Genomic DNA, 20,707 nt, shown 5'->3' on the forward strand with positions numbered 1-20,707 from the left:
GCTCATGCCGCGATGTAGCGCCGGGCCTGGCGCAGACTGAGAAATCCGGTCGGCGAATAGCTGTGGTACGCGCCGCAGTGGTCGAACACCAGCATGTCGCCGGGGTTCGGCAGGGCCGAGGCCGGCAGGCTGCCGATGACGTCCGCCGGGCTGCAACTGCTGCCGACCACCTTGAAGGGCTGCGTGCCAGTCGCCGCCTGCACGGGGCCGTCCGACAGCCGCACCAACGCGGGCTCACGCCGGCGCTTCACGAAATGCTCCGTCTGCGCGAGGCTGAAGCATTGGGCCAGGCCGCCATCGCACACGACGATGGGGCCGTCGCGCAGCTCCTTGGTCGCTACCACGCGAGTCGCGAAGTGGCCTGCGCGCGAGAAGATCGAGCGTCCGGCTTCGTGCAGCACACGCACCTGCGCTTGCAACGGCTTCAGGCTTTCGCGATAGCCGGCGAAGTCGGGGCCGGTCTGGCGCCAGTCGCCGCCGAGACCGGCGCCGATCAGGGCCAGTTCGAGATTCACCGCGGGATAGCGGCCGACATCGGCGACGAGCGCACTCAGGCGCTGCGCGATCTTCGTGCCACTGCGGGCAAAACTGTGCGAACCCGCGAAGACATGCAACCCGATGACCTTGAGCTTCGACCCGCCATCGGACAGCCGCGCCAACTCGCGGTGAAGCTCCATCACCTCCATGCCGAAGTGATCCGCCGCCGGGCCTTGCTGCTCGAGCAGGCTGGCCGCGTTGACGCGCAGCACGATGCCCAGCGGCACGCGATGCGCCGCCTTCGGCTCTTCGAGGACTTGCTCGATCAGGCGGATCTGATGCGGGCTGTCCGCCACCAGCGTGGCGCGACAGGCGACAGCAGCGGCAGCGAGCTGGCGGTCCATGGCCGGTGTGTTGACGAAGCGCGGGACGCTCATCCGGCCCATCGTGAGGTTCAGCTCGCCGAGGGACGCGATCTCGATCCCGCCGGTGAGCGCGTGGCTGCAGCGCACCAGCAGATCGAGCAGCGGACAGGCCTTGACGGAAGCGACGACCTCGGTGCCCAGTTCCCGCTGCAACGCGGCAAGGTCGTCCATCAGCACCGCCGGGTCGAAGAGATAGCACGGGGTTTCGAGCCGGGCCAGCGCGGCCGGGTCCGAGATGTTCAGCGCGGAAGCTGCCAGGTCAGGCGTCATCGCTTCTGCCCGCCACCCTGGAGCGCCAGGGCGCGGAACTGCGAATCGATGTCGCGCAGGGTCGTGTATTGATTCAGGTCGATCGCCTCCGGGTCGATGGCGGTGCCGTAGATCTGGTCACAGATCATGATGAGCTCGACCACGCGCATCGAGTCGAAGCCCAGTTCGCCGATGGCCACATCCGGGTCGATGGTGTCGCGCTCCATCGTCTTCATGACGTGGTCGGTGAGTTGGCTGAGAGTGTCTTTGTCGATCATTGTTGTGAGTCCCTTGAGGTAGAAACAGGTCGCGGCTGCCGGCTACTGCTCGTGCCAGCGGAAGCTGATGGCCGCAATGAGCGCGAACAGCCCGGTCCAGCCGGCCATCTCGGCCAGGCTGCGCAGGTGCGGGTCGAATCCGTCGCCCTGGATGAACACGTGGCGCAGCACATCCACCAGCAGCGCCGGCGGCAGGTGCGCCATCACTGCGTTCACGGCGGGCGGCATCGCATTCATGGGCATGGTCAGGTCGCACAGGAACAGCAGCGCGATGTAGAACAGGCCGGTGATGAAGGTGGCGGCGGAAAGCGTCGCGATGCGTGCGCCCATGGCGGTGCCGAGCGCCAGAAGCATGCAGCCGCCGAAGAGCATCACCGCGCTGCCTCGCAGCACCTGGCCCACGCCGAGCGACAACGGAACGTCGAACAGCCAGTGCGCCCCGGCGACCAGCGCGACGGAGGCCAGCAACAGCAGCAGCAGGCGCGAAAGCAGCATGCCCAGCAGGAAGGTGGATGCATGGACCGGCATGCACGCGAGCATCTTGAAACCGTTGCGCTCGCGGCGATAGGCCAGCGAGTTGCATATGGAGTTCATGCCGGCGGACAGCATCGCCATGACCATCGTGCCGGTCAGGATGTAGTGGACGAAGGACAGCGCGGGGAGCGCGCCGCGCGGGTCATCCCTCACCTCCACCAACGGAGGCTGCCCGCGCACGTCGGCCTCGAACTTGAGCGTGAGCGCGCGCATGACGCGGACGACGAGCTGGGCGGGCAGCCCGTCCTGCGCGAAGGTGACGTCGACCGGGATCGGACGGCCCTGCTCGATGTAGTGGCCGAAGCCGTCGGGAATGGTGACCCTCGACGCACCGTCGGCCACCGGAGCCTCTTCCCTGGCGACGCGCAGCTCGGCCGGGATCGACTCGCTTGCCGAAAAGGTGCGGCGGATCTCGTCGATGTAGCGCCCGGAGAGCGCGGTGCCGTCCAGGTCCACGATTTCGACGGTCTGCTGCGGAAGGTTTCCTTCGCGCCCGAACGCGAACAGCATCATGAACATGAAGAAGAACGGGAACAGGAAGATCCAGAACAAGGCGGACGAATCTCTGGCGAGGATCCTCAGTTCGTTGACCACCAGACGGGGAAGCTTCCAGCCCATCACGCCCCCTTGGCGCAATGGCGCAACAGATCGGCGAGGGTGCCCCGCCCGACATCGACGGCCAATGCGTCGGGATGGTCCATGAGCGCGTTCGCGATCTCGGCCAGCGAGGTCGACGACGCCAGGCTCAGGTTCTGCTGCTCGACCACAGGGGCTCGCTCCAGGGTGAAGTGGCCTTGCAGATCGAGTGCCAGATCCTGCGCGCTCTGTTCGTCCTTGCACTGCACCGTCAACCGGAACGCACCGACCAGATCGCGGCACAAGACCTCGGTCGCCTCGTGGCGCACGATGCCCTCGCGGCTCAACCAGGCGGTGTGCGTGGCCAGCGCCAGTTCCTCGACGGTATGGCAGCACATCACGACGGTGGTGTCGCACATCTCGCCCAGCAGCGCACGAAGGCTGTGTGCGAAGCGAGGGTCCAGGCCGGTGAACGGCTCGTCGAGGAACAGGATGCGCGGCTCGTGCGCCAACGCGAGGAACAGCTCGACCCGCTGCGTCTCGCCGCGCGACAGGAATTCGTACAGCCGCGGGGCCAGCGCGGGAATGCCCAGCGCGTCCAGCACGCGCTCCGAGGTCCGACGATACAGGCTGCGATGCAGCGCCACCATTTCGCCCACACGCGGACGGCCCGGAAAGAACGCCCGCTGGAGTTGCACACCCAGTTGCCGGCGCAACGCCGGGCGACGCTGCCACCGGTCGAGCGCGATGCCGAGCATGTCGCCGTCCGTCGCCGTCGTGGCGCGCAGGCCGAGGATGGCTTCCATCAGGCTGGTCTTGCCGACGCCGTTGCGGCCGATGATGGCGACCTTCTCGCCGGCTCTGATCTGCCAGTCGTTCACTTGCAGGTCGCACTCCGGCAGCGGGACCACGAGGCGGCGCAGGTGCAGCGCGCAGACGCCTTTGGAGTCGGCTGACACGGGAATGGTCGCCGTGCTCACGCCTCGGCTCCGCCGTGCAAGGCGATGCACACCCGGCGCAATTGCGGCCTGTCGATCTTGCCGTTGGCCGAGCGCGGCAGTTCGGGCAGCCACACGAGCCGGGGCATCATGAAGGACGGCAAGGCCTTGCGGCACTGCGCCTCGAGGCTGCTCTTCAGTCGCTCCTGCTCGTCGCCGACGCCGGCTGCCACGACGACGGCATAGATCGCGTCGCCGAGATCCCCGGCCGGCACACCGAACACGGCCACTTCGCGGACTTCGGGCCAGGCGACGATGAGGCTTTCGATCTCCGTCGGGCTGATGCGGTAGCCGCTCGACTTGATCATCTCGTCGCGCCGGCCAACAAAGTAAAGGAAGCCTTCGGCATCCTGCTTCACGATGTCACCGGACCAGACGGCATATTCCGGCGTGAGCCCGCTGCACAGCCGGCTCGGCAGCGGACGGAAGCGCTCGGCGGTCTGGGCCGGTGCGTTCCAGTAGCCGAGCGTGACCAGCGCGCCGCGATGGACCAGTTCGCCCGGCTCGCCGGGGGCGCACACCTCGCCTTCGGCGTTCAGCACCAGGATCTCGGCACCGGGGATGGCCTTGCCGATGGAACCGGCGCGCCGATCGACCTCTGAAGGATCGAGGTAGGTGGAACGGAAAGCCTCCGTCAGCCCGTACATCAGGAATGGACGTGCGGAAGGAAAGATTCCTCTCAACTGCGCCAGCAGGCCCGCGTTCATGTGGCCGCCGGTGTTGGCGAACAGACGTACGCTGGCGGTGTCCACCTTGTCCCACTGGGCCTGCGTCAGAAGAGACCACAGCGGCGGCACCGCGGTGATCATCGTGATGCCCTGGCGGGCTACGAGCCGCGCAACGACCGGGGCGAGCATCGGCGTGTGCAGCACCACGCGGGCGCCAGCAGCCAATCCGGTGGTGAGCTGGCTCAGGCCCGCATCGAAGCTGATCGGCAACAGCGCGAGGACGACGTCGTCCTCGGTCGTGCCCAGATAGCTGTTCACCGCCTGGCAGCCGGCCACTAGGTTGCGATGTGAGATCACCACGCCCTTGGGCTGGCCGGTCGAGCCCGAGGTGTAGAGCAACGCCGCGGGATCCTTGTCGATGCTGCAGTGGAGCGCCGCTTCCCCACGGACGATCTCCGGAAGAGAACCGGGCTGGTCGCACAGCACCACGCGGGTCTCCAGGTCTTCGATGCCTCCGCTCAGTTCGGCTTGGCGCGCGGTCGTGGTGAACAGCAATTGCGCCGTGCAGTCGAGCAGGATGTGGCGCAGCTGCTGCTGCTTGAGCTTGGGATTCAGCGGCACGGCAATGCCGCCGGCACGCATCGCCGCCAGCACGACCGCGCAAGCATCGATGGACTTGTCCATGAAGACCGCCACGCGGCCCTTGTCACGCAGCCCGAGCGCGATCATTGCCTGCGCGAAGTACGCGACCCGCTGCGCCAGTGCGGCATAGCTCAACTCGCTTCGCTCGTCGACGAGGGCGATCTTTTCGGGACGGCGCGCGGCCGATTCGTACAACAGGTCCGCAATGAATTCGCTCATGGCTACAGAAAGTGGGTGAAGCTGAGAAGGAACGCCCTGCGAACGGGGTCGCTGCCATAGAGGCTGTCCGCGTCGCCGCCAGTGGCGAGGAACATGCCGCGCAATCGGCTGGCCGGGCTCAGCCTGTACTCGAGGGCCATCTGGAAGAGCCAGGACTGATCGTCCAGGCTCCGGTTCAGGAAGGCGCTGGCATTGAGGTCGCGGAATCCGAGCTGGTCCCACTGCGCGCGCAGGAAAAGGCTGCGCTGCGACAAGGGCTCCTGCATGGCGTTGGCATAGCTCCTGACATACCAGGCCAGCCCGGCGCCCTGGGGGCCGGATGCGCCCGCGGCCAGCCACCGCTGCCACTCGGCCGAGTCGAACCCGGCCTGGTGGTAGTTCAGTTGGGCGCTGAGGCTCAGCCGAGAACTGCCGGTCCACGTGGTGCCGATTGCCACGTCGTGCTGCCACGACTCGCCGGGCCGCGCCCGCCCCATGGCCAGTGCGCTGGGCGGCAAGTCGCCGAGCGCGACGCCGCTGCGCAGCGCCTGCTGCATCAGCGAAGGGCTGCGCCCGCCGGAGTATTCGACGAACAGCGTGGTCTGCTGGCCGATGCCCTGCGTGAGGTTGGTTCCAAAGCGCCAACCCTGCGAGTCCTTGAACGCGAGCAGCTCGGGGCTCCACAGCGAGGGCTTGTCGAAGGCGGCCTTGAGCAGCAGGCGATCCTCGCCATTGGTGTCGGCCAGGCGCAGTCGTTCGGTGGGCTGCTCGTCGGCGAGCCCCTTGGGGTTGGCCAGCTTCGGCGCCAGAGCCAGCATCACCGCGCTCTGTGCGTCGATGCGCTGGGCAGCCACCATGACGGTACCCAGCCGGTTGTTGCGCTGCACCTCGGGGTCGCGGGTGCTGTAGTCGACGGCCGAGCGCGACTTGAAATAGTCGGTCGGGTTGTAGCCGAGCGCGGCGCCGCTGCGCACATGGATGCGGCCGGCCTCGATCACGTCGCGGTCGCTGGCCCGCCATTGCACGGCGGCTTCACGCAGGTCGAACTGCTCGTCGCGCGAGGTGGCCCCGTCGCGCGTGCGCGAAAGGCCGGCGCGGCCGCTCAACCGTGCGCTGAGGTCCGGCCGCAGCGGCCATTCGGCCCGAGCGTCCACGATGCCGCGTGCGACCTGCCGGCTGGGTGCCGTCGAAGCGATCGGCACCACTGGCTTGCGCCGATCGGCCGTCTCCATGTTCAGTTCGACATAGACCGGGCCGATGCGCTGGGGCTTCAGCAACGGCTCCTCGGCGTCCTGCAGCACGGCCGACGGAATGCGATCGGCGTCGTTCGCGGCCTGCTGCGCCGCAGCGCCAATGTGGATTCCGAGCGCGCACACGCAGGCACCTGCCGCCAGCCGCGTCACGTCCGCGCCGCCCCGCCGCCATCACGCAGCTTGGGCAGGTATTCGCGGTTGAACCAGTTGTCGGGAATCTCCTGTGCGGCGTAGCCGCTGAGCACGAGCTTGGTGACTACGCTTTTGTCCACCTCGTCCAGGATGACCACCTCGCCCGGGCGCATCTCGCCGAGCTGGCGGCTGAACTTCCGGTAGAAGGCCAGCTTGAGCGCACGGCCGCTGTCCACGAAGAAGCGTGCCTTGACCGGGTAATAGGTATCGCGCTCGATCCAGTACTCGATGCGCAGGTAGACCGCCGCCGCCGACGACGCCGTCAGCTCGACGCGCCAGGTCTTGCGCTCGATGTTGTCGGCGTCCTTGATGGACTCTTCGCCCATCATGCGCGGCGTGTAGTCGAGCCCGAAGTTCACGCTCATCACGTCGCCGTTGGCGGCCTGTCCTACCAGGCGCTGCTGGGGCGAGATTCGGATGCTCGCGGAGGAAGCCGGGTCATAGAACCAGAACGCCTGGTCGTCCATCAGGATAGCCTTGCCGAAATCCGCGGCGGGCTCGACATAGCGCGCCAGGTTGCGAAAGCGCCCCGTGCCGGCCTCGGGCTTGGAATGCAGCACCAGGGTCGCGGCGTCGCGCGCCTGCCCGTTGCGGAACTCGGTGAGGCGCATCTGGGCGCGGAAGGCTTGCTGGGGATTGCGGATCTGGTCTGCGCGCGCCACGACGCGCCGTGCGAGATCGGCGTTTTGCGCGAGCGTGCCCAGCGGCACTGCCGTCACCGGCGAGGCGCAAAGGGACTTCAGGAGAAGGCGGCGGTTAAACATGGCGGAGCGCATCGACGATGGGCATGCGGGATGCGCGACGGGCGGGAAGCCACGCGGCAAGGGCAGCAACGAAGATCAGCAGCAGCCAGGTGCCGCCGATCAGAGCCGGATTTCCGAACAGGTACAGCCTGAAGGGCAGCACGCCCGCGGAGGTCGGCGGGCTCCAGACGAGGCCGCTGCGGTTGACCACGAACACGATCAGGACGGCCAGCACCACGCCGACCGTGACACCGAACAGCCCCTGCAGCGCGCCTTCAAGAATGAAGAGCCGCCGCACGCTGCTGCGTTGCACGCCCAGCGCCCGCGCGGTGCCGATCTCGCTGAAGCGCTCCATCACGCTCATGCTCATCGTGTTCATGATCGTGAAGAGCACGATCGCCCCGATGACCAGCGCGACGAAGCCGAACAGGAAAGCGAAGAAGGCCTGCGTCTGCGCATAGAGCGAATTGAGTTCGACGAAGTCGCGGACTTCGAGGTCGAGTCCACGCGCCTTGAAGAGCCGCTGCAGCGCAGCGCGTGCAGCGGGCACGTCCTCGGTGCGCTGGAGCTGGATGTTGATCGCGGTCGCACGCGGCTCGCCGCGGCCGTAGACCAGTCGTTGCGCAGTGCTCAGCTGCATGACGATCAGGTTGTCATTGAGTTCCTTGGCGCCATGGGCATCGACCCGCTCCACCGCAGCCGACATCACGTTGGGCGCCCCACCCGCCGTCGCGGCCAGCAGTTCGATGCGCGGCGCAGCATCCGCCGGCGCATCGTCGATGTTGCTTGCGTGCTCGCGCTGGCTCAGCGCAACCAGTTCTTCGTCCTGTGGGCTCGACACGGCGGGCTGCGTCTTGACCAAGGGATGGCGGGGGCAGCCGCCAGGACCGGCGCTGTCGCACAGGTGCAGGATGCGGGCAATGCCCGAACCCACTGCCACTCCGTCGATGCGAGCCAGCGGCGAATTCTTCGCCTCGATGCCTTCGAGCTCGTGCTGATTCCAGGTCAGCATGCCGAGCCGGTCGGTCGGGATCACACCTTGCCCGAAGAAAGTCTTGGAAGCTCCGACCTGGTAGTTGCCAGCCACGCCGGCAACCACCTGGACGGGCGTCGCGACCCGCAGCAACGGTTTCATGACGGGGTCGCTGCGGATGACGGTCATGAGCGCCGCGTAGTCACGAATGCCATAGGCCGCCGGGCTGCCGGCGCCATACAGGAGGTAGCCGCTCTGGAACACCGCGACATGGCCGCTGCGCCGCACCGTCGAGGTCTGGAACTCCAGCACGACGTAGTTCATGAGCGCGCCGAGCAGCAGCAGCGCGGCGGCGCCCAGCGCGATCGTCGTCGTCGTGATGCCGGTGCGCCGCCGGTTGCGGCACACGTTGCGCCAGGCGATGGACAGGTTCAGCATGCAGCGGACTCCCCCGGATGCGCCTTGAGCGCTTCACCAGTCACCCGGCCGTCGTTGGCATACAGCACCTGGTCCGCATGACCCAGCAGCATCGGGTCGTGGGTGGAAAAGACGAAGCTGGTGTCGAAGCACCGCTGCATGTCGCGCATCAGCTCGACGATGGCGAGGCCGTTCGACGAATCCAGGTTCGCCGTCGGTTCGTCGGCCAGCACCAGGGCCGGCCGCTTGACCAGCGCGCGCGCGATGGCGACGCGCTGGCGCTGGCCTCCGCTGAGCTGGTTCGGGCGATGCGCGCGATGCGCGCCCAGGCCCACGGCCTCGATGAGCTCTTCGGTGCGCGCGCGCCGCTGCGCCTTGGGCATGCCGGTCTGCAGCAGCGCGTACTCGACGTTCTCGAAGGCCGTCAGCACCGGCATCAGGTTGAAGGACTGGAAGATGAACCCGATCCGCCCGGCACGGAATCGCGTGAGTTCGCGGTCCGGCAAGAGGTTGACGTCCTGTCCCTCGATGAGGACCCGGCCACGGGTCGGGCGGTCGAGGGTGCCGATCAGGTTGAGCAAGGTCGACTTGCCGCTGCCCGAGGGGCCGACGATCATGCAGAAGCTCGACGCATCGAGGCTCAGGTTCACGTCGTGCAGGGCTTGGACCTCGATGTCCCCTTCGCTGTACGTCTTGCAGACGCCTTCCAGTTCCAGCATGCGCGTACCGGTCAGACGGCCGCGGCCGATGCGACCGCCAGGACGGCGTTGTGTCCGCCGAAGGCGAAGGAATTGCTCAGCGCACACAGACCCCTGCCCAGCGCCTGGGCCTCGTTGGGCACGCAGTTCAAGTCGCACTCCGGATCGGCCTCGACGAAGTTCAAGGTCGGCGGTGCAAAGCGCTCCTGCAGGCCGACCAGCGTGGCCAGCAACTCGATGGCGCCAGCCGCGCCCAAGGTGTGGCCGTGCATCGACTTGGTGGAAGACACCTGCAGCCGGTCCACCGCCGCGCCCAGAGCCTGCCGCAGCGCACGCGTCTCGGCGACGTCGTTGGCCGCTGTGGCGGTGCCGTGGGCGTTGATGTAGACGAGTTCGTCGGCGTCCATCTCTGCATCGCGCAGGCAGTGTCGGATGGCATCGGCCTGGCCATCGATCGAGGGGCTCAGGATGTGATGCGCATCGGAGGTCAACGCGTAGCCGCGGATCTCGCCGAAGACAGGCGCGTTGCGCTGGCGCGCGTGCGCCAGCGACTCGATGACCAGCATGGCAGCACCCTCGCCCAGCACCAGCCCGCGGCGATCCTTCGAGAACGGACGGCAGGTGTCGGGCGCCAGGACGCGCAGCGATTCCCATCCTTTGAGGTTGCCGTCGACCAGGCTCGCTTCGGCGCCACCGACGATGGCGACGTCCACGGCCCCCGACCGGATCATCTGCAGGCCGAGCCCGACGGCATAGGCAGAAGACGCGCAAGCCGTCGAGACGACGAAAGCGGGACCGGTCACGCCGAAGGCCATGCTGATATGGCTGGCCGGCGAATTGGCCATGATCTTCGGCACGGTGAACGGCGGCAGCCGCCGGCGCCCATCCACCAGACTGGACCGGTAGGACTCCTCGAGGCTGCAGATGTTGCCGGAGGCCGCGCCCACGATCACCGCCACGCGCGGCCCGAGGCCGGAGGAGACGTCCAGACCGCTTTCAGCCACCGCCTCACGCGCGCTCAGCAGCGCAAACTGCGCCGATCGGTCGAGAAACGCGAGTTCGTTCGAAGCGAATTCCATCGAGGAGTCGAAGCCGGCCACCGGGGCCGCCACCTTGACCGGCAGGCCCTCGACCGGAACGATGCCCTGCACACCCGCGCGCAGGGCTTCCGAGAAGGCAGGCACACCGCGGCCGATGGCCGACAGCACGCCGCGGCCGGTCACGACGACCCGGCTCATGCGACGACGGCCGAATCAGTCTGCTTGGCCTGCACGAGCCCGACCACGTGGTCCAGCAACTGCCCCACCGACTCGAAGGCGGCAGTTGGCCGGCCCTGGTCATTGGCATTGAATGGAATGGAAATGTCGTACTCGTCCTCTATCGCGAAGATGAGTTCGACCAGGCCGAGCGAATCAATACCCGTATCGGCGAGCAGCAATTCGGGCTGAAATTGCGCCACGTCGAGCTTCGTCGTTTCGACGAATAGCTCGACAACCCTCCGCTCAATTGACTCACGACTTGTATCAGTCATTTTTTTGATCCCTGCAATATGATTCGCGACACCCACCGAACGCAACACCGAGTCGCACGCAATGGCACACCCATTCACGTCGCGCTTATTGCACAGTGACATATGCAATAAGCGCAATTTGGTTTGACTCTGTCGAGAGGAAAAGCATTGAACCATAGTTCCTCGCGGCTCAGATGCAATTGAGAGGCAAACAAGAACAGTCTTCTAGCTAACAAGAAATATTCCGCAAAGCACAATAAAAATCCCTGCCCTGCAATCAAATCGGATAATTCCTATGGAAATTTCGCCGAAGTCGCAAAGCAAGATATTCAGTTGGCCGGCCACGAAGACTCGCCAGGCTCTGCGCAACGCGGCAAGCAAGGCGGCGACATGCAGGCGGCATCGCATCGGCTAACCTAGCGCGGGCGCATCGCCCACCGACGCTTCACCCTCTTTTTCCGAGCCCACAGCCATGACTTCCTTCGAGGCGGCCATCGACCGCGACTTCGGCGTGATTGCCGACCTGATCCGCATCCATGCACAGCAGCGCCCGGCGAAGCCCGCCCTGGCCGACGCCACGCACGAACTGAGCTACGGCGAGTTGGACGCGCTCATGGACCGCGTCGCCGCCTCCCTGCAGCGCGACGGGCTCGCAGCCGGCGATGCGATCGCGATCTGCGCCGCGTCGAGCGTGAACTACGCGGCGGTGTTCCTCGGTGCGCTGCGCGCGGGCATCGCGGTTGCGCCGCTGGCGCCCGGCTCCACGCCGGCCAGCCTCGCGCGGATGATTGCGGACGCCGGGGCGCGCGTGCTCTTCGTCGATGCCGCGGCTGCCGAAGTCATCGGGCCGGCGGCGGAGGGCGCCATCCCGCGCGTTGCCCTCGACGGCTCTGCGGCCGGGCGCAATGTCGAAGCCTGGCTCGCGCCGACCGGCGCCCGGCCCGCCGCGGTCGAGCCGCAACCCGCGTGGCCCTTCAACATCATCTATTCGTCGGGCACGACCGGCGAGCCCAAGGGCATCGTGCAGGGCCACGGCATGCGGTGGGCGCACGTCAAGCGCGGCGCGAAGTACGAGTACGGCCCGGAGACGGTCACGCTGCTGTCGACGCCGCTCTACTCCAACACCACGCTGGTCGTGTTCTTCCCGACCATCGCGTTCGGTGGTTGCGTCGTGCTGATGCCCAAGTTCGACGCTACCGGCTACCTGAAGCTGGCGGCGCGCCAACGCGTGACCCACACGATGCTGGTGCCGGTGCAGTACCAGCGGCTGATGGCACGCCCTGATTTCGACGCGCACGACCTGTCGAGCTTCCGCTTCAAGTTCAGCACCAGTGCGCCCTTCAACGCGGCCTTGAAGGCCGATGTGCTCGCGCGCTGGCCCGGCGGCCTGATCGAGTTCTACGGCATGACCGAAGGCGGAGGCACCTGCATCCTCGAAGCGCACCTCCATCCGGACAAGCTGCATACCGTCGGCCGCCCGGCCGAAGGCAGCGACATCCGGCTGATCGACGAAGCGGGCAAGGAAGTCGCACGCGGCGAGGCCGGTGAAGTCGTGGGCCACTCGGCCGGCATGATGGTCGGCTACCACGGCCAGCCGGGCAAGACGCGCGAGGCCGAGTGGTTCGACCCGGCAGGCAAGCGCTTCATCCGCACCGGCGACGTCGGCCGCTTCGATGACGACGGCTTTCTCACGCTGTTCGATCGCAAGAAGGACATGATCATCAGCGGCGGATTCAATATCTATCCGAGCGACCTCGAAACGGTGCTGCGTGGCCATGCATCGGTGGCCGAAGCCGCGGTGATCGGCGTTCCTTCGGAACAATGGGGCGAAACGCCCGTGGCCTTCGTGGTGCGGCGCGACGGCGACGACACGACGGCTGAGGCGATCCTGCAATGGACCAACAACCAACTGGGCAAGACGCAGCGCCTTGCGCGCCTGCAGTTCATCGACGAACTGCCGCGCAGCGCGATCGGCAAGGTGCTCAAGCGCGAACTGCGTGAACTCGACGCGCGCTGACGCCCCCCCGTCCGACGCCGAGCATGGCGGCGGCAACGGCCTGCTGTGGGTGCTGCTGGCCGCGGCCGTCGTGTTCGCGGTGGTGCGCCCGCGCGCGCCGATGGACTACATCCGGCTCGTGGACTGGCAGACTGTCGGCGCACTGGCCGGCCTGCTGGCGATCACGCAGGGCGTCGAGCGCAGCGGCATGCTGCAGGCCGCCGCGGCGCGGCTGCTGTCGCGCACGACCGAGTTGCGCAACCTGGTCTTCCTGCTCGCAGCCGGTGCCGCCGTTTTGTCGGCGCTGGTGACCAACGACGTGAGCCTGTTCCTGCTGGTTCCGCTCACGCGCGTGCTGGCGACGCAAGCGCATCTGCCGCTGGCGCGCCTGGTGGTCATCGAGGCCCTGGCCGTGAATGCGGGTTCGGCGCTGACGCCGATCGGCAATCCGCAGAACCTCTTCCTCTGGCACCGCTCGGGCGAGAGCTTCGTCGGCTTCATGGCCATGATGGCGCCGACCGTGGCCGTGATGCTGTTCTGGCTCTTCGCCGCGATCCGCTTCCTGGTGCCGCGCGCGCCGATCACGCTCAAGCCGTCGACCGAAGCCACGGTGCGGGAGCCGCGCCTGCTGGCCTTGTCGGGTGTGCTCTTCGTTGCCTTCGTCATTGCGCTCGACCAGCGCTGGCTGCTCGCCGGGCTGGCGGGCGTGTTCGGCGCCTTTCTGCTGCTGCGCCCGCGCGTTCTGCTCGGCGTGGACTGGGCCCTGCTCGCAATCATCGCGCTGATGTTCGTGGACCTTCGGCAACTGGCGGAGCTTCCCGCCGTGGCCACGCTGCTGAGGCAACTGCCGATCGGCGAAGGCTGGCGCGCGTATCTGGCAGCCATCGTCACGTCGCAATTCATCAGCAACGTGCCGGCGACCATCCTGCTCGATGGCTTCGTGCATGACCTGCCGGCCCTGGCGGCGGGTGTGAGCGTGGGGGGCTTCGGCTGCGTGCTGGGCTCGCTCGCCAACCTGATCGCGCTGCGCCTCGCGAAACTGCCGAACGGGCTGCGCGAGTTCCATCGCATCAGCATTCCGTTCCTGCTGGTGTGCGGCGCGTCGGCGCTGTTGCTGCGCCTGGGCTGACACGCGCGCGCCCCATGACTTCCACGCTGAACGCCCTCGCCGCCATTGCACTGTGGGCCACGCTCGCCTCGCTGGGCACTTCGCTCTCGCATCTGCCGCCCTTCCTGCTGACCGGGCTCGCGCTGGTCATCGGCAGCGCCATGAGCTGGCCGCTGGTTCTTCGCAACCGCCGAGCCTGGGCCGTGCCGGCGCGCACGCTGGCGCTGGGCGTCTATGGGTTGTTCGGCTTTCACTTCCTGCTGTTCATCGCGCTGCGGAACGCGCCGCCGGTCGAGGCCAATCTCGTCAACTACCTGTGGCCCTTGTTCATGGTGGTGCTGGCGCCGGTGCTGCTACCGGGCGTGTCGCTGCGCCCGCTGCATGTCGTGGCGGCATTGCTGGGCTTTGCGGGCGCGGCCATCGCGATCCTCGGCGCGCGCAGCGGTGCCTCGACAAGTGCCGGTGGCAGCTACTGGGGATTCGTGCCCGCGCTGGGCTCGGCCTTCATCTGGGCCAGCTACTCGCTATGGACGCAGCGCGTGCCGGCCTTCCCCACCACGGCGATCGGGCTGTTCGGCCTGGTCTCGGGTGTGCTCTCGCTGCTGTGCCATGTGCTGCTGGAGCCTTCGGCCGCGCTCTCGTCGCGCGACTGGCTGCTCGTGACACTGTGCGGACTCGGCCCGCTGGGCGCGGCCTTCTTCTTCTGGGACGTGGCGCTCAAACGCGGCGACGCACGGCAGATCGGCATCCTGAGCTACATCACGCCGCTGGCATCGACGGCGCTGCTGCTGATCGTGACGCAGCGGCCGCTGAGCTGGACCATCGCGCTCGCGGCCGTCCTCATCATCTCGGCCGCGGTGATGGGCACGCGGGCCAAGGCATAGCTCAGTCCGCGACCTTGAGCACCAGCTTGCCGAAGTTCTCTCCCGTGAAGAGCTTCGTCAGCGTCTCGGGGAAGTTGTCGATGCCCTCGACCACATCCTCGCGGCTCTTCATCCGGCCCTCCTTGAGATAGCCCGACATCTCGGCCACGGCCAGGTGGTAGCGGTCGGCGTAGTCGAACACCACCATGCCCTGCATGCGCGCCCGGTTCACCAGCAGGCTCAGGTAGTTCTTCGGGCCCTGCACCGGCGTCGTGTTGTTGTACTGGCTGATGGCGCCGCAGATGATGATGCGCGCGCCGCGCGCGAGCTTGGCCAGCGCCGCATCGAGAATCTCGCCGCCGACGTTGTCGAAGTAGATGTCCACGCCCTTCGGGCAATGTGTCTTCAGGCCCTCGCGCACGGCGGCGGGCCCGGCCTTGTAGTCGATGCAGGCGTCGAAGCCCAGTTCCTTCACCACCCACTCGCACTTGGCCTGCCCGCCGGCAATGCCGACTGCGCGGCAACCCTTGATCTTCGCGAGTTGGCCGACCGTCTGGCCGACCGCGCCGGCAGCGCCGGAGACCAGCACCGTCTCGCCGGGCTGGGGCTGGCCGATGTCCATCAGGCCGAAGTAGCCGGTCATGCCGGGCATGCCCAGCACGTTGAGCCATTGCGTGATCGACCCGACATTCAGGTCGATCTTCGTGAGCCCGCTGCGCTTGATTTCTTCTTGCGGGACCAGCGCGTACTCCTGCACGCCGAGCGTGCCGTAGACGATGTCGCCGACGGCGAACGCCGGGTTGCGCGAGGCCGCGACGCGACCCACGCCGCCGGCGCGCATGACGGCACCGATCTCGACGGGCGGGATGTAGCTCTTGCCCTCGTTCATCCAGCCACGCATGGCGGGGTCGAGCGACAGCGACAGCGTCTTGACGAGAACCCCGCCCTCGGCCGGCTCGCCCGCCGGTTCGGTGGTGAACTGCCAGTTGTCGCGCGTGGCCATGCCTTCGGGGCGCTTGGCAAGGCGGACTTGATGATTGGTGAGGGTGCTGCTCATGCTCGTGTCTCCTGGAGGGGCTGTCTGGGGCAGCCGCATCGTAGCCCCGGCCTCCTCGCGGGCCGGTAGCGAAGGCGACAAGCAGCCCGTCCTCAGAAGGGGTAATGCCGCGGCGTGGTCTGCACGGTGATCCACCGCAGTTCGGTGAAAGCCTCCACGCCGGCCTTTCCGCCGAAGCGGCCGTAGCCTGACGCCTTCACGCCGCCGAAGGGCATCTGCGCCTCGTCGTGCACCGTGGGGCCATTGACGTGACAGATACCGGCCTCGATGCGGCGCGCGACGTTCCAGGCCCGCGCGACGTCGCGCCCGAACACCGCGGAGGAAAGGCCGAACTCGTTGTCGTTGGCCGTCGCGACGGCCTGCTCCACGCCGTCGACACGCACCACCGCCTTCACCGGCCCGAAGGATTCCTCGCGGTAGATCAGCATCTCGGGCGTGACGTGGTCGAGTACGGTCGCCGGCATCAGCGTGTTCTCGGCGCGGCCGCCGCACACCAGCTTGGCACCCTTGGCGAGCGCGTCGTCGATGAGCGCGTTGCAGCGCGTGACCGTGCTCGCATCGACCACCGAGCCGAGCACCACCGGTCCTTCGCGCGGGTCGCCGACGGGCAGGCTCCTGGCCTTGGCTGCGAACTTGGCGACGAACTCGTCGGCGACGGTCGCATCGACCACGATGCGCTCGGTCGACATGCAGATCTGTCCCGAGTTGGCGAAAGCGCCAAAGGCGGCGGCATTCACCGCGGCATCGACATCGGCATCATCCAGCACGACCAGCGGCGCCTTGCCGCCGAGTTCGAGCACGACGGGCTTGAGGTATCTGGCACAGGTCTGCGCGATGATCCGGCCCACCCGCGTGGAACCCGTGAAGTTGACGCGGCGCACTGCCGGATGCGCCACCATGGCCTCGACCACGGCACCCGCATCGGCCGGCGCGTTGGTGACGAAGTTCACCACGCCGGGCGGCAGGCCGGCCTCGTTCATGGCGTCGACGATGAGCGCATGCGTCTCGGGGCAGAGTTCCGATCCCTTGAGCACCACCGTGTTGCCGCAGGCCAGCGGCGTCGCGATGGCGCGGGTGGCGAGGATCACCGGCGCGTTCCACGGTGCGATGCCGACCACCACGCCGGCCGCCTGCCGCACGCCCATTGCAAGACTGCCGGGCACATCGGACGGAATGACCTCGCCGCTGATCTGCGTCGTCAGCGCTGCGGCTTCGGTGAGGATGCCGGCGGCCAGATGGACATTGAAGCCGGCCCACATCGCCGAGGCGCCCGTCTCGCGCGCCATGGCTTGCACGAAGGCTCCGGTGCGGGCTTCGAGCGCATGCGCGGCCTTCAAGAGCAGCGCGCGGCGTTCGCCGGGGCCGGTCTGCGACCATGCCGCGAAAGCGGCGTGCGCGGCTTCGACGGCTGCGATGGCATCTGCCGGCGATGCGGCAGGTGCTCGTGTGGCGACTTCGCCGTCAAGCGGATTGCGCCGCTCGAAGCTGGCGCCGTCCGCGGCCTGACGCCGCTCGCCGTTGATGAGCATGGAAATGGTGGTCATGCGAATGGTCCTCGAAGGAAGGGAATGGATAGCTAGGCGGCGCCCAGATAGGCTTGGCGGATCACGTCGGAATGCAGAAGGTCTTGCGCGTCGCCCGAAGCGACGATCTTTCCGCGCTCCAGCACGTAGCCGCGATCAGCGGCCTGCAGCGCCTTGCGCACGTTCTGCTCGACCATCAGCACGGTCACGCCCTGGGCCGCGATGCGGCGGACGATGGCAAGCAGTTCATCGACCATGCGGGGGGCGAGGCCGAGCGAGGGCTCGTCGAGCATCAGCAGGCGCGGCCCGCTCATCATGGCGCGGGCGACGGCCACCATCTGCTGCTCGCCGCCGCTCATCGTCCCGGCAAGCTGGGTGGCGCGCTCCTTGAGGCGCGGAAAGTCCTCGAAGGCGCGGGCCATGCGTTCCTTGCGCAGGCGCGGCGTCGAGAGCCACGCGCCCAGCTCCAGGTTCTCGGTGACCGTCATCTGCGGGAAGAGCTGCCGCCCCTCGGCGACCAGCGCCAGCCCCTGGCGCACGCAAGCCGTGGCCTCGCCCGACGGCAGCGCCACGCCGTCGAGCACGGCTTCGCCTGCGCGCGGCAGCAATCCCGCGAGGGACTTCAGCAGCGTGGTCTTGCCGGCGCCGTTCGGCCCCAGCACGACGGTGATGCCTGGCAGGACATCGAGGTCCAGCCCCTGCAGCACCTGAAAGCCGTGATAGCCCGCAGCCAGGCCGCGAACCTTCAGTTCGCTGGGACTCATTCGGCGCCCTCCATCTCATCGCCCAGGTAGGCCTCGACCACCTCGGCGTTGCGCACCACATCGGCGGGTGTGCCGTCGGCAATCTTGCGGCCCTGGTGCAGCACCAGCACACGCTCCACATACTTGAGCAGCGTCGTCACCGCATGCTCGATCCACACCACCGTCAGTCCATGGTCGTTGCGCAGGCTGCGGATGCGGCGCGCCATCGCGTCGACCTCCGCTTCGGTCAGGCCGGCGGCGACTTCGTCGAGCAGCAGCACGCGCGGCCGTGTGCCGAGGGCCATGCCGATCTCCAGCAGGCGCTGCTGCGAGGGCGTCACGTCCGCCGCGTTGCGGTCGGCCAGCGCGGAAAGCCCGAGCATGTCGAGGATGTCGCCCTCGCTGCGCAGGCCGGCGATCGGCGTGCGATGGCGCCCCGCGAACTGCATGCCGAAGCGCACGTTGTCGGTGAGCGTCATGTCGGCCATCACGCGCGGGGTCTGGAAGGTGCGTGCGACGCCATGCGCCGCGTAGTGATGCGGACCGCGGCCCGTGAGGTCGACCGCGCCCTGCACCATCAGCTTGCCGGAGGTCGGCGGGATGACGCCGGAGATGGCGTTGAAGAAGGTGGTCTTGCCCGCTCCGTTGGGGCCGATGATGCCGACCAGCTCGCCGGCATGCAGGCGCACGCTGACGGCATCCACGGCGGTCAGTCCTCCGAAGCGCACCGTGAGATCGCGGGCTTCGAGCAGGGGAATCGCGGCCATCATCTGCGCTTCAGTCATGGCCGTTCCCCCGCAGTGCGGCGGCCTTGCGCTGCCACAACGACGCCAGCCCATTGGGCAGGTACATCACGCACAGGATCAGCAGCAGCCCGAGCACCATCATGTAGCCGTAAGGCAGCTGCAGCCGCAACGTCTCCGCCAGCAGGCTGAACACGATCGCCGCGACGACCGGGCCGCCGATGCTCGCCGCGCCGCCGATCAGCGCGATCAGCACCGTCTGGAAGCCGATGAAGGGGCTGAACACGGCTGCAGGCTCGATGTAGGTCCAGCGCACCGCCATCGCCGCGCCGACGGCACCGGCAAAGGCGGCCGTGAGCGCGAAGCCGGCGATCTTGTAGCGCCGCGTATCGACGCCCAGCGTCTGCGCGCGCTGCTCGTCGGCGCCGATGCCGGCGAGCGCAAGGCCGAAGCGGCTTCGCTTCACCGCGATGGCGGTGGCGATGGCCGCGCCCGCGATGGCAAGCACCGTCAGGTAGACCGTCTCGTTCGACGGCACCACCGCGAGCACGCGGCCCACGGTGCCCGAGACCTGCTTCTCGACGAAGGTCACGGCATGGCGGATCAGCTCCGTCATGCCGAAGGTCAGCACCGCGAAGTAGGTGCCGCGCAAGTGCAGCACGGCCGCGCCCATGACCACGGCCACCACGCTTGCCACGGCAGCGCCGCTCAGGATCACGAGCGGCCAGGGCAGCACCTCCAGCAAGGTCGCGCTCGAATACGCGCCGAGGCCGAAGAAGGCCGAGGTCGCGAGAGACAGGTAGCGCGTCGCGCCGCAGAACAGCGACCAGCTCGTCGCGAGTGCGATGTACATGAGGCAGCTCAAGGCCACCGACGCCACGAAATCGGAGGCGATCCAGGGCACTGCGGCGGCGAGCGCCAGCCCGATGCCCAGCGCCAGCCAGGGCCTGTTGGCCAGAGATGCCTTCATCGCGAGAACAATCCGTTGGGCCGCCAGATCAGCACGCCGATGAACACGGCATACGACAGCAGCATCTTGAGCGAGGGGCTCGTGAAGTACATGCCCAGCGCTTCGACCACGCCCAGCAACAATCCGCCGACCAGGCTGCCCGCGATGCTGCCGAAGCCGCCGAGCGTGATGACGATGAGCGCCGTCACGGTGTAGGGCTCGCCCATCGAGGGCGAGATCTCGTAGGTCATCGACAGCAGCGCACCCGCCACGCCTGACAGGCCCAGGCCGATGCCGAACATCAGCGGATGCAGCCGCTTGGTGTTGATGCCGACGAGCTGCGCGCCGATGGGCGACTGCATCAGCGCCCGCACGGCCTTGCCGAGCAGCGTGAGCTTGAGCAATGCGATGAGCGCGACGCTGAGCGCCAGCGCGATGCCGAACAGCACCAGCTTGTTGGCCGTGAAGCGCATGTCGGCCACCTGCACCGGCTCCGCCAGGTACTCGTAGCCGCGCAGGTCGCCGCCCCAGATCAGCAGCGCCGTGTTCTGCACGAAGAACATCAGGCCGAAGCCGACCATGAGGCTGCGCGCCTCGAACACTTCCACGTTGGGAGCCCTCGCGGCGACTTGCCGGAAGCACAGCCAGTGCACGGCGATGCCGATCAGCATCAGCACCGCGAAGGCCACCGGCAGGAACACCAGCGGCGAGATGCCCCATGTCGCGTGCGCCCACCAGGTCAGGAAGGCGCCGAGCATCAGGAACTCGCCGTGCGAGATGTTCATGATGCGCATCAGGCCGTACTGCAGGTTCAATCCGATCGCCACAAGCGCATAGATGCCGCCCGTGATCAATCCGCCGGCCAGCAGCTCGGCCCATCCACTCAGCGACACG

The 20,707-nt window shown here is 67.6% G+C and carries 20 protein-coding genes; 3 read left to right on the forward strand and 17 right to left on the reverse strand.

The window, feature by feature from the left end:
• Positions 1-2 precede the first annotated feature (2 nt).
• The 11 genes from QTH90_RS24175 to QTH90_RS24225 are packed head-to-tail and all read right to left on the reverse strand — an operon-like array spanning position 3 to position 11,008.
• On the reverse strand, positions 3-1,172 hold the full coding sequence (locus QTH90_RS24175; RefSeq protein ID WP_286667115.1) for a type III PLP-dependent enzyme domain-containing protein: 1,170 nt from the start codon (positions 1,170-1,172) through the stop codon (positions 3-5).
• Complete coding sequence (locus QTH90_RS24180; RefSeq protein WP_286667116.1) at positions 1,169-1,429, reverse strand: acyl carrier protein; 261 nt, start codon at positions 1,427-1,429, stop codon at positions 1,169-1,171. Before QTH90_RS24180 ends, QTH90_RS24175 begins: the two co-directional genes overlap by 4 nt.
• 42 nt (positions 1,430-1,471) lie before the next feature.
• A complete protein-coding gene (locus QTH90_RS24185; RefSeq protein WP_286667117.1) occupies positions 1,472-2,581 on the reverse strand; it encodes an ABC transporter permease in 1,110 nt (369 codons plus the stop codon).
• Positions 2,581-3,519, reverse strand: coding sequence for an ATP-binding cassette domain-containing protein (locus tag QTH90_RS24190; protein WP_286667118.1), 939 nt, complete (start codon positions 3,517-3,519; stop codon positions 2,581-2,583). Before QTH90_RS24190 ends, QTH90_RS24185 begins: the two co-directional genes overlap by 1 nt.
• Positions 3,516-5,066: an acyl-CoA ligase (AMP-forming), exosortase A system-associated gene (locus QTH90_RS24195; protein WP_286667119.1), complete on the reverse strand. Its 1,551-nt coding sequence runs from the start codon at positions 5,064-5,066 to the stop codon at positions 3,516-3,518. Before QTH90_RS24195 ends, QTH90_RS24190 begins: the two co-directional genes overlap by 4 nt.
• A 2-nt stretch (positions 5,067-5,068) precedes the next feature.
• A complete protein-coding gene (locus QTH90_RS24200; protein WP_286667121.1) occupies positions 5,069-6,421 on the reverse strand; it encodes a hypothetical protein in 1,353 nt (450 codons plus the stop codon).
• Between the two features lie 23 nt (positions 6,422-6,444).
• Positions 6,445-7,254 (reverse strand): outer membrane lipoprotein-sorting protein, encoded by an 810-nt coding sequence (locus QTH90_RS24205; RefSeq protein ID WP_286667122.1) that lies wholly within the window; start codon positions 7,252-7,254, stop codon positions 6,445-6,447.
• On the reverse strand, positions 7,247-8,644 hold the full coding sequence (locus QTH90_RS24210; RefSeq protein WP_286667123.1) for an ABC transporter permease: 1,398 nt from the start codon (positions 8,642-8,644) through the stop codon (positions 7,247-7,249). The genes QTH90_RS24205 and QTH90_RS24210 overlap by 8 nt, the downstream gene beginning before the upstream one ends.
• A complete protein-coding gene (locus QTH90_RS24215) occupies positions 8,638-9,342 on the reverse strand; it encodes an ABC transporter ATP-binding protein (RefSeq protein WP_286667124.1) in 705 nt (234 codons plus the stop codon). Before QTH90_RS24215 ends, QTH90_RS24210 begins: the two co-directional genes overlap by 7 nt.
• 11 nt (positions 9,343-9,353) lie before the next feature.
• Positions 9,354-10,559 (reverse strand): beta-ketoacyl-[acyl-carrier-protein] synthase family protein, encoded by a 1,206-nt coding sequence (locus QTH90_RS24220; RefSeq protein ID WP_286667125.1) that lies wholly within the window; start codon positions 10,557-10,559, stop codon positions 9,354-9,356.
• Complete coding sequence (locus tag QTH90_RS24225) at positions 10,556-11,008, reverse strand: acyl carrier protein (RefSeq protein WP_353506630.1); 453 nt, start codon at positions 11,006-11,008, stop codon at positions 10,556-10,558. Before QTH90_RS24225 ends, QTH90_RS24220 begins: the two co-directional genes overlap by 4 nt.
• A 295-nt stretch (positions 11,009-11,303) precedes the next feature.
• On the opposite strand from QTH90_RS24225, the gene QTH90_RS24230 reads away from it, so the two are divergent.
• From QTH90_RS24230 to QTH90_RS24240, 3 genes are read left to right on the forward strand one after another with little or no spacing between them, the layout of a single operon-like run.
• The gene (locus QTH90_RS24230) at positions 11,304-12,848 is read left to right on the forward strand and encodes a class I adenylate-forming enzyme family protein (protein ID WP_286667126.1); all 1,545 of its coding nucleotides are present in this window, start codon (positions 11,304-11,306) and stop codon (positions 12,846-12,848) included.
• The gene (locus QTH90_RS24235; protein ID WP_286667127.1) at positions 12,829-13,956 is read left to right on the forward strand and encodes an SLC13 family permease; all 1,128 of its coding nucleotides are present in this window, start codon (positions 12,829-12,831) and stop codon (positions 13,954-13,956) included. The genes QTH90_RS24230 and QTH90_RS24235 overlap by 20 nt, the downstream gene beginning before the upstream one ends.
• A gap of 14 nt (positions 13,957-13,970) precedes the next feature.
• A complete protein-coding gene (locus QTH90_RS24240) occupies positions 13,971-14,819 on the forward strand; it encodes a DMT family transporter (RefSeq protein WP_286667128.1) in 849 nt (282 codons plus the stop codon).
• A gap of 1 nt (position 14,820) precedes the next feature.
• Here QTH90_RS24240 and QTH90_RS24245 read toward each other — a convergent pair whose 3' ends face one another.
• From QTH90_RS24245 to QTH90_RS24270, 6 genes are all read right to left on the reverse strand, one after another.
• Positions 14,821-15,855 carry an NADP-dependent oxidoreductase gene (locus QTH90_RS24245; protein ID WP_286667129.1) on the reverse strand — a complete coding sequence of 345 codons (1,035 nt, stop codon included), beginning with the start codon at positions 15,853-15,855 and terminating at the stop codon, positions 14,821-14,823.
• 92 nt (positions 15,856-15,947) lie between these two features.
• Positions 15,948-17,399, reverse strand: a complete 1,452-nt coding sequence (locus tag QTH90_RS24250) for an aldehyde dehydrogenase (RefSeq protein ID WP_286667130.1) — start codon at positions 17,397-17,399, stop codon at positions 15,948-15,950.
• Between the two features lie 32 nt (positions 17,400-17,431).
• The gene (locus tag QTH90_RS24255; protein WP_286667131.1) at positions 17,432-18,142 is read right to left on the reverse strand and encodes an ABC transporter ATP-binding protein; all 711 of its coding nucleotides are present in this window, start codon (positions 18,140-18,142) and stop codon (positions 17,432-17,434) included.
• Positions 18,139-18,906 (reverse strand): ABC transporter ATP-binding protein, encoded by a 768-nt coding sequence (locus QTH90_RS24260; RefSeq protein WP_286667132.1) that lies wholly within the window; start codon positions 18,904-18,906, stop codon positions 18,139-18,141. Before QTH90_RS24260 ends, QTH90_RS24255 begins: the two co-directional genes overlap by 4 nt.
• Positions 18,899-19,834 (reverse strand): branched-chain amino acid ABC transporter permease, encoded by a 936-nt coding sequence (locus QTH90_RS24265; protein WP_286667133.1) that lies wholly within the window; start codon positions 19,832-19,834, stop codon positions 18,899-18,901. The genes QTH90_RS24260 and QTH90_RS24265 overlap by 8 nt, the downstream gene beginning before the upstream one ends.
• Complete coding sequence (locus QTH90_RS24270; RefSeq protein ID WP_286667134.1) at positions 19,831-20,706, reverse strand: branched-chain amino acid ABC transporter permease; 876 nt, start codon at positions 20,704-20,706, stop codon at positions 19,831-19,833. Before QTH90_RS24270 ends, QTH90_RS24265 begins: the two co-directional genes overlap by 4 nt.
• Between the last annotated feature and the right edge of the window lies 1 nt (position 20,707).

Origin of the sequence: Variovorax flavidus (genome assembly GCF_030317145.1) — a bacterium.
GTDB classification, from domain to species: Bacteria; Pseudomonadota; Gammaproteobacteria; order Burkholderiales; family Burkholderiaceae_C; genus Variovorax; species Variovorax flavidus.

Bases quoted from the DNA above. Each gene is read 5' to 3' on its own strand.
- QTH90_RS24245 (WP_286667129.1), bottom strand. From the start codon at position 15,855: ATGAGCAGCACCCTCACCAATCATCAAGTCCGCCTTGCCAAGCGCCCC.
- QTH90_RS24215 (WP_286667124.1), bottom strand. From the start codon at position 9,342: ATGCTGGAACTGGAAGGCGTCTGCAAGACGTACAGCGAAGGGGACATC.
- QTH90_RS24195 (WP_286667119.1), bottom strand. From the start codon at position 5,066: ATGAGCGAATTCATTGCGGACCTGTTGTACGAATCGGCCGCGCGCCGT.
- QTH90_RS24260 (WP_286667132.1), bottom strand. From the start codon at position 18,906: ATGACTGAAGCGCAGATGATGGCCGCGATTCCCCTGCTCGAAGCCCGC.
- QTH90_RS24175 (WP_286667115.1), bottom strand. From the start codon at position 1,172: ATGACGCCTGACCTGGCAGCTTCCGCGCTGAACATCTCGGACCCGGCC.
- QTH90_RS24220 (WP_286667125.1), bottom strand. From the start codon at position 10,559: ATGAGCCGGGTCGTCGTGACCGGCCGCGGCGTGCTGTCGGCCATCGGC.
- QTH90_RS24210 (WP_286667123.1), bottom strand. From the start codon at position 8,644: ATGCTGAACCTGTCCATCGCCTGGCGCAACGTGTGCCGCAACCGGCGG.
- QTH90_RS24250 (WP_286667130.1), bottom strand. From the start codon at position 17,399: ATGACCACCATTTCCATGCTCATCAACGGCGAGCGGCGTCAGGCCGCG.
- QTH90_RS24265 (WP_286667133.1), bottom strand. From the start codon at position 19,834: ATGAAGGCATCTCTGGCCAACAGGCCCTGGCTGGCGCTGGGCATCGGG.
- QTH90_RS24255 (WP_286667131.1), bottom strand. From the start codon at position 18,142: ATGAGTCCCAGCGAACTGAAGGTTCGCGGCCTGGCTGCGGGCTATCAC.
- QTH90_RS24185 (WP_286667117.1), bottom strand. From the start codon at position 2,581: ATGGGCTGGAAGCTTCCCCGTCTGGTGGTCAACGAACTGAGGATCCTC.
- QTH90_RS24205 (WP_286667122.1), bottom strand. From the start codon at position 7,254: ATGTTTAACCGCCGCCTTCTCCTGAAGTCCCTTTGCGCCTCGCCGGTG.
- QTH90_RS24230 (WP_286667126.1), top strand. From the start codon at position 11,304: ATGACTTCCTTCGAGGCGGCCATCGACCGCGACTTCGGCGTGATTGCC.
- QTH90_RS24240 (WP_286667128.1), top strand. From the start codon at position 13,971: ATGACTTCCACGCTGAACGCCCTCGCCGCCATTGCACTGTGGGCCACG.
- QTH90_RS24180 (WP_286667116.1), bottom strand. From the start codon at position 1,429: ATGATCGACAAAGACACTCTCAGCCAACTCACCGACCACGTCATGAAG.
- QTH90_RS24225 (WP_353506630.1), bottom strand. From the start codon at position 11,008: ATGGTTCAATGCTTTTCCTCTCGACAGAGTCAAACCAAATTGCGCTTA.